An 8,559-nucleotide genomic window follows, 5' to 3' on the forward strand; every position below is an offset into this window, starting at 1 on the left:
TTTTCTAACTGAGCATAACCAGCATGAAGCTGCGAAGTTGCATTAGAAAGGACATTAATATTCTGGTTTAATGAGGCTAAACCATCCTCTATTTGTTTTGCTCCTTGTGCTCCATCATTTATGCCATTCGATAATTGATTTAAAGCTGTTCCTAATGCTGATACACCGTTTTTCGCCTCGTTCGTTCCATCAATTAACTTTTGAACATTTGCGAGACTATTTGAGTCATTACTACCCATTTTATCTTTAGCATCAGTTAATCCATCATTAATTTCTTTTATGCCACCATTTGCATCTCCTAAGCCTGTATTCAATTCTCCGGCTTGTTTATTTATATATAATTCTTTAATCTTATCTCCAGTTGGACGCGTCGGTGAATATACTTCTGAGACTCCTTTAACTTTCGAGATTTTATCAGTAAGTTCATCTAAAGTTTGTAAAGAAGTCGCCTCATCTAACTTTTTATCCGATTGAATGACTAACGTACTTGGTGAAGAGAAACCAGGCGGAAAATGCTCTTCTATTACGTTAATCCCCATTTTTGATTCATATTTATTATCCACTTCAAATAAATCATTGTAATTAAGCGTGTTAGAATATTTTAATACGAATGGAATCGATATCACGAATACGATAATTAAAGCGATAAATGGTCTTGCTACTGAATTTTTCGCAAAGAATCCCCATAAACGACTATCCTCATGTCCTTTAAATGTTTTAACTGGATAAAACATTCCTTTTCCTAATAGCACCATGAAAAATGGATTTAAAGTAGTTAATACGAGTAGTAATACTGCAACACCAATTGCTACTGCTGAAGTAGATTGATATAATTTAAAACTCGCTAAAGCAAGAGATGCAAAGCCAATTAGTACTGCTATCCCGCTATATAAAACGGTTTTACCTGCCGATTTAAACGTTTCTTTCGTAGCCAAAAATGCATTTTCTTGTTTACTTAATTCTTCTTTAAATCTTGTATATAATAAAATGTTATAATCTGTTCCCACTCCAAACAGGACGACAACTACAAATACTTGCGTAAAGTTAGAAAACGGAAAATTAAATTGATCTACAAGATGAGAAATAATCCCCATTGAGACTAAATATGATACACCAACTGTAAGAAGAGAAACAATCGGAACAACTGGTGAACGGAATACAATGATTAATACTACAAGAATGAAAATGATYGAAATAACTTCTGTCTTTTTCACKCCCTCTTGAGAGGATGTAAGAAAATCACCCGCTATTAAATCACTTCCTGTTAAGTACGTTTTAACTCCTTTCGGTTTAATTTTATTATGAAGTACATTTGCAACTTTTGATATTTCACCATATTTTTTGTCTACCGATATTTGCGTTAAAATAGTCGTATTATCTTGAGAAACTAATTGTTTCTCAAGATCTTTATTATCTAAATGTGAAACTACTTCCTTAATTCCCAATTGCTCTTTTTCATTTTGTAGGGCGTTGATTGTTTTTGTTATTTCCTCTTTTTGTTCCTTCGTTAAAGCGTTTTTATCTCCACTATTAAAAACGGCTATAATTTCATACTTTTGAGCCCCTTCTTTATCCATCTCCTTTATCATCTTGTCAGCAATACTGCTTTGTTCTGTATTAGGAATCGTGATTTGCCCTTTTTCCTTCACTAACTGATCCATATTAGGCATTGTTACGACCATTGCAATAGTAATAACTATCCATAATAGAAAAGATAAACTTCTCCAACTTTTTAGCTTGCTCATTTGAATCATCTCCTGTTATTAGAGTTTCATGTTAGTTACAGAATGAATATTCATTCCCACTCTTTTAAAATTATTATTTAGGAATGAACGTTCATTCCTATCATTCTATTAGACTATTCTTAAAACCCTATTAAATGGTTCTTTCCGGAATGAATATTCATTCCTTTAGTTGTACAAATATATCATCTCCTGTTTTCATTTTTTAAATCTATTTAGGAATGAATGTTCATTCCTATACTTATAAAGCTATAGAATCAAATGATTCTAATAGCATTCCACGAGCTTTCTTCCAATTCTTTTACTAATTCTTTTGAGTATTCTAATTGCCCTGTCGCCATTACTTTAGTTAATTTTTCTAGCGGTTGATATACAATAATAATTAAAGCAACTGGCGGTAATGGACGAAGAAAACCTTTTGCGATTCCATCTTCTATAATATTCATAAAGAAGCCTATAAAATCTTCAAATATTTTCTTACTCTGTTCATCAAGAAAATAACTATCACAGTGAGAATTTGTAAAAAGAAAAGCATTCACATTGTTTCTCGCAAATTCAAATAAACGGTTATACGTATGACTAAACTGTTCACGAATACTTGCTTCAACAGGAAAATCAGTTTTTAGTATTTCAGATAGTTGCAACATACTTTTTGAAAATAATGAGTTAACGAGCGCCTCTTTATTTTCAAAATAGCGATAGATAGTACCAGCGCCTACATTTGCTTTTTCGGCAATCATTGGAATTGTTGTACCATCGTAACCACGCTCTGCGAATAATTGTATAGCMGCWTCAAAAATRTCYTCTTGTTTRTTTTTAGCCATTTTTCYCACCTCAATTTYYAGGAATGAAAATTCATTCCGTTTTTWATTATAAATTACATCGGTTAAAAGTCAAGTGCGTGACTAAGTAATGTAGCATTTATTAACTAACACTCTCATTTAGGTTATTCATACATTTTTTGAATTATCTCTTCAAAGAAATTCTTTGTATCATCATGACTTAAAACTCTCAATACATCTTGTATCTTAAAGAATTGAACCTGACTTATTTCATTATCTTTTGGATCTAAATCTGTTCTATCACCTATATATTCTACATAAAACATAGTAGTTTCTTGCTTTTCAAATCCAGTTTTCACTTTGAGTTCTTCAGGAAACTCAAAGCAAATCTTATGTTCAAATTGTTTCATAATTTCAAACTTTTTTGAACCAGTTTCTTCTTCAAGCTCTCTCAACATAGCACTCTCTAAATCATTATCTGTATGTTTCACTCCACCTTTAGGAAAATCCCATTCCCCCTTTGGCATAGCATATTCTCCATCTATGTCGCTAATTTTCACCTTATGTACCAATAAAAATTCACTGTGTTGGAATACGACYGCACCTACAGCTTGCCTAGTCATTCTATTTTTCCTCCTAAAATAATGATTTCACTCTATTAATAGAAAAGTACTATAATATAAAGGTTATCATTATAGTACTTTGTTACTCATACATAGCACATGACATTAATTAAAAGAAATCATAAATAAACGGCTYACGCACCGGCACTACATTCTCAAATGCACGTATCTCCTCTTCGCTACCGCTTATTAGGTCTATTTCATTTAATTCTAGCGGTCGCTTGTAACCAAACATAATAGTAGATAACGCATTAATATCGATTTGAATTCCATTTTCTTTTGCTGTTTCTTCTTTAACGATTGTTATTTCATTATTTTTAAGTTGAACCGTTACGTTATTCCACGGTGCAAATGAATCTGTAATATGTAAAATTACTTCTCGCTCTTCGTTGTTCCAGTTCCATTCATATTGTTTGAAAAACTGTTCTACATCTACAATTCTTCCCATGAAATATGGCGTTACTTCTGCTTTTACTCGTGGTTCTTGTAATGTGTAAAGAAGTGGTTCTGTCTCACTTAATATCATTTCTAGATTTTTAATCATAGAATCATGTTGGCAGATGAAGTTCCAAAGACCAATTCTTGCTTCATTATGTAATGGGACAAATTCTTCTACTTTCATTTTAGAATTCTCTATTTTGTATAAAATGTAACCAGCCGCCGTTTTATTTTCATCATAGTAAACTGCCAGTGTTAAATCATGATACACCGCTTGTAGCCACCATTTACGTCCGCGAACTAACATACCAGAAAATCGTTCTGCAAATGTTTCATATAGATTCTCTACTTCTTCTGGATGATTATCTTTACTAAAACGTTTCACTGTACCATTCACTTGTTTTTTWATTATTAAATCGCTCTTTGTCATCTGACATACGATTCGATTCGCACAAAGTTCCCAGCCATATTTACGATAAAATGAAACGGCAAATGGATGTAACATCGATACACTATATCCATCTCTTTTCATAGTTTGCAGTGAATGCTGAAGTAACTCTTTTACATATCCACTTCTTCTATATTCCGGATACGTCGCTACCCCCGCAACGCCGCCCATTTTAAACTTTTCTTTTCCTATGTAAATATGAAAAGGAATTAAGTGCAACTTTGCAGCTAACTCTTCTCCTTCCATAATACCGTATATTTGATGGCTTTCCTTCATTCTTGCAATTTTCTGCTCTATCCATTCTTCATTTGCTTTATATTGAAAAGCATATTCTGATAAACGTAATGCTTCTCTAAACTTATCTTCTTTTAATTGTATAACGTTCATATATTTCTCCTCCATTCCTCGTTTGAATTATATCATAATTCAAACTATTATAGTTCGGTAAGTGAAATTACGAGGATGTTTCAACAAAAGATATCGATTTAGAAACAATCTAACATAAAGGCTCTTTTCAACTGCTTTCTATTGGGGGCATAAGAATATTAAAAGCCTTGCGTTCTCTTGGGTTTGCGAAGCTAAGAGGTCCCATTGAAAGTGATGAAACTTATGACAACGGCAACATTACGGGCATAAAAAAAACCAGTTGATTGAGAGAAACTGGTTCAATAAAGGTTTTATATTGGATATTCATTCAACCAAATTAATGCTTGTTCATAATCATCGAAAAATTTYACGGATTYTTTTGTATTGGATTGTTGTAAATAATTCATTATCTCCCCTTCTTCAAGGAGAAACGCAATTGCCTTACTGTGATTCAAAATGGTTTCATTGAAGAACTTATCTTTCCATGCTTTTTGAACCGAAAAATGATCTGGCGTGTATCCTTTTCTATCCACCAACAATTTGTATTTCCGMCCCTCGGAAATGAATTGCTGACAAACCTGCTCGAAGCCATTAAACCATTCATAAACATCAGCTGTATTAATCTTGCCAATTAGATGGGTAACAATTAAATCCCCTGAAAATGTTGTGCTAATATTCCGTTTACTCAACTTGGAACCATCTCCCTTAGTTACATTTATGCGTAAAAATCTCATAAAATCAATAAGGATAAAATTCTTACGCAATAAAGCAACATTATTTACGAAAAAAGCCAACATAAAAAAGCAGATACATTGCATATCTGCTTCTCATCACTTTATTTAGCTAACGTTTGCAGTTCTTCAAAAAATGTAGGATACGATACACCTACTGCTTCTGCATCTTCAATCGTTGTTTCTCCTTCAGCTATACAGCCGGCAATCGCAAGCATCATTCCAATGCGGTGATCACCGTGACTATGTACTGTAGTTCCTTTTAGCTTACATTTACCGTAAATAATCATTCCGTCGTCGGTCGCTTCAATACGAGCTCCTAGTTTCATTAGTTCAGCAACGACTGTATCGATACGATTTGTTTCTTTCACTTTTAGCTCGTGTGCATCTTTAATGACTGTAATTCCATCTGCTTGTGTTGCCGCTAAAGCGATAATTGGGATTTCATCAATCAGTCGTGGAATGATATCTCCACCGATTTCGATTCCTTTCAGCGGCGATGTTTCAATTGTAATATTTGCAGCAGGTTCTGATGCTCCTTCGTTAATCTGCTCTACAGTAAACGTAGCGCCCATTTTCTCAAGAACATCAATAATACCTGTACGAGTCGGATTCATTCCCACATTTTGTAATAGTAGTTTACTATTTGGAATAATTGCACCTGCTACTAAGAAAAATGCCGCTGATGATACATCACCTGGCACTTGAACATCTGTTGCGGTTAACTTCTGTCCTCCTGCTAGTTTCACTGTTTTCCCCACGCGAGTTACYKTWACRCCRAACGCYTCAAGCATTCTTTCTGTATGATCGCGGGAAATATGAGGTTCTGTAACAGCTGTTACACCTTCTGCGCGAAGGCCTGCAAGTAAAATAGCTGATTTCACTTGCGCACTTGCTACCGGTGAAGTATATTCAATCGCCTTTAAATTCCCGCCTCGTATTGTGAGCGGCGTAAACGTTCCTTCTTTTCGGCCATCAATTTTTGCACCCATTTGCTTTAGTGGATTTGTTACACGTTGCATCGGTCTCTTCGCAATTGAAGCATCACCTTGCACGCAAGAAAAGAATGGTGTGTTTGCAAGTATTCCTGACATTAATCGAATCGTTGTACCAGAATTACCAACATCTAATACAGCTTTTGGCTCTTGTAAACCTTCTAATCCTTTTCCAATTACCGTAACTTCKTCTCYATTTTGYRTWATCTCTACTCCCATTTCTTTAAAACAAGAAATAGTACTTAAACAATCCGCACCAGGAAGAAATCCTTTAATTGTTGTTTTACCTTCCGCGATTGCGCCAAACATGACAGCGCGATGGGAAATTGATTTATCTCCAGGGATTGTAATTGTGCCATTCAATCCGTTATTTACAGTTTGTACTGTTTTTTCTTTCACGTTGTCACCCTCCTCATTAAATTGTTTCATACGTTTGGTATTCTTCTTTTCCGAGCGCAATTTTTGCCTGCGTTCGATCCTCTTCTCTTTGGAAACTAATTCGTAAAACGCCGAGCAATCCTTCTCGCGCTTCTAATATTTGCAAGTTCGTAATACTAATTTCTTCTTCTGCTAGAATGCTTGTGATATGGGCTAATGCCCCTACTTTATCTAAAACGTCGACGTATAAGTCGTGATAGGCAGGAATCGCCCCTCTTTTTCGAACTGGTAAAGAGTCACGATATTCTTTCGCATCTGCAAAATAACTTTGTATTTCTCCTGCATCTCCTTTAGAAACCGTCTTATATAGCTCTTCCATTTCTGAAATCCATTCTTCTAATAGTTCCAATAAATGCCCGCGATTTTGCTTTACGATATCACTCCACATTTTCGGACTACTTGATGCAATACGTGTTATATCTTTAAATCCGCCTGCCGCTAGTTGATGAATAAGCGGATTATCACCAGCATGTTTCTCAACTTGTTTTACTAATCCTGCTGCAATTAAATGTGGGAAATGACTAACTATTCCTGTTACATAATCATGTTCTTTTGTATTTAATACAAGAAAATGAGAGCCTGTTCCTTTTAACCATTCTTTTAGCTCGTCTACTTGATCCGCCTGCACGTGATTCATTGGCGTTAAAATGTAAAATGCGTTTTCAAAAAGGTGTGCCTTTGCACTTTCAACTCCTGTTTTGTGAGAACCTGCCATCGGATGACCGCCGATAAATGAAACTTTCTTTGTTAATAAAGCTTCCGCTTCATTCATGATTGTCCCTTTCGTACTTCCTACATCGGTAACAATGACATCTTCTCGTAAATGAAATGATGCAAGTTTGTGTAACAACTTTTTCGTTTCTTCAACTGGAGAGGCAAATACAATTAAATTTGCCTCCTCACATGCACCCTGTAAATCTACTGCTACTTCATCAACTACATGTAATTCTTTTGCGCGCTCTACTTGCTCTTTAAATATGTCATAACCGATAATCGTTACATCGTGCTCTTTTTTAATCGCTAATGCAAGAGAGCCTCCTATTAATCCAGTACCGATTAATACTACCTTTTTACACATTTGCCTCATCTCGAGACTTACCTTTTTTATTTTCAAAGTGTTGTTTTAACACTGAAATCACTCCTTCATTTTGTTCCCTAATTCCGATTGTAATACGGACACCATTTGGGAACGGTCGAATAATAAACCCTGCATGCGCACAAGCTTCATAAATTTCCCCAGCATCATCTACCGGCAAAAAGATAAAGTTCGTTTGCGACGGATAAAATGGAATTTCATTTTCTGTACAAAAACTTTCGTATTGTTGTAATCCTTCTGTATTAACACGAACTATTTCTTCAATAAACGCTTCATCGTTAAAAGCAATCGTCGCTGCTTTTTGCGCTAATGAAGATACGTTAAATGGCAAACGTACGACATTTAATTTCTCGATTAACTCTTCCTGTCCAATCGCATAACCAACGCGGAAAGAAGCTAATCCGTATGCTTTAGAAAACGTTCTAAGTACAAGAATGTTGTTATGTTTTTCTAAAAGCGGTAATGTCTCAGGGAAATCTTTTGCTGTTACGTATTCATAGTACGCTTCATCAATGACAATTAACGTATTTTCACTAATGCTTTCAATGAATTGAGTCAATTTTCGCTCATTCACATATGTGCCTGTCGGGTTGTTCGGATTACAAATCCATACGATTTTTGTATGTTCATCAACTGCTGAAGAAATTTCATCTAGATCATATACACCGTTCTTTAAAGCAATTTCTTTCACTTCACAGCCTTCAATAATTGCATGATGACGGTACTGAGGGAATGTCGCGCCAGCAGTTACGATATTATCTCCTTTACAGAGCACTGCACGACTTATAATTTGAATGACTTCATCAAGTCCACTACCACAAAGCACTTGTTCCATTTGCACTTGTAATTTCTCTGCAATTGTTTGACGGAGTACTTCAGCACCTCCGTCAGGATATAAAG

The 8,559-nt window shown here is 35.1% G+C and carries 8 protein-coding genes; all 8 read right to left on the reverse strand.

What is annotated here, in order from left to right:
- The coding region (locus AC1DJR_RS10975; RefSeq protein ID WP_477002604.1) for an MMPL family transporter at positions 1-1,745 on the reverse strand (1,745 nt) is incomplete at its 3' end.
- 254 nt (positions 1,746-1,999) lie between these two features.
- On the reverse strand, positions 2,000-2,566 hold the full coding sequence (locus AC1DJR_RS10980) for a TetR/AcrR family transcriptional regulator (protein ID WP_477002605.1): 567 nt from the start codon (positions 2,564-2,566) through the stop codon (positions 2,000-2,002).
- Positions 2,567-2,688: 122 nt separating this feature from the next.
- Positions 2,689-3,147, reverse strand: coding sequence for an NUDIX domain-containing protein (locus AC1DJR_RS10985; RefSeq protein ID WP_429688389.1), 459 nt, complete (start codon positions 3,145-3,147; stop codon positions 2,689-2,691).
- Positions 3,148-3,256: 109 nt separating this feature from the next.
- On the reverse strand, positions 3,257-4,420 hold the full coding sequence (locus AC1DJR_RS10990) for a GNAT family N-acetyltransferase (RefSeq protein WP_477002606.1): 1,164 nt from the start codon (positions 4,418-4,420) through the stop codon (positions 3,257-3,259).
- 290 nt (positions 4,421-4,710) lie between these two features.
- Positions 4,711-5,217: a SpoIIAA family protein gene (locus AC1DJR_RS10995; protein WP_477002607.1), complete on the reverse strand. Its 507-nt coding sequence runs from the start codon at positions 5,215-5,217 to the stop codon at positions 4,711-4,713.
- A gap of 17 nt (positions 5,218-5,234) precedes the next feature.
- A complete protein-coding gene (gene aroA, locus AC1DJR_RS11000; RefSeq protein ID WP_477002608.1) occupies positions 5,235-6,524 on the reverse strand; it encodes a 3-phosphoshikimate 1-carboxyvinyltransferase in 1,290 nt (429 codons plus the stop codon).
- A gap of 16 nt (positions 6,525-6,540) precedes the next feature.
- Positions 6,541-7,641 (reverse strand): prephenate dehydrogenase, encoded by a 1,101-nt coding sequence (tyrA, locus tag AC1DJR_RS11005; protein WP_429688401.1) that lies wholly within the window; start codon positions 7,639-7,641, stop codon positions 6,541-6,543.
- On the reverse strand, positions 7,634-8,559 hold a 926-nt coding region (gene hisC / locus AC1DJR_RS11010), incomplete at its 5' end, for a histidinol-phosphate transaminase (RefSeq protein WP_477002609.1). The genes tyrA and hisC, both read right to left, overlap by 8 nt.

The sequence above is a fragment of the Bacillus sp. 05T31 genome (assembly GCF_056396725.1).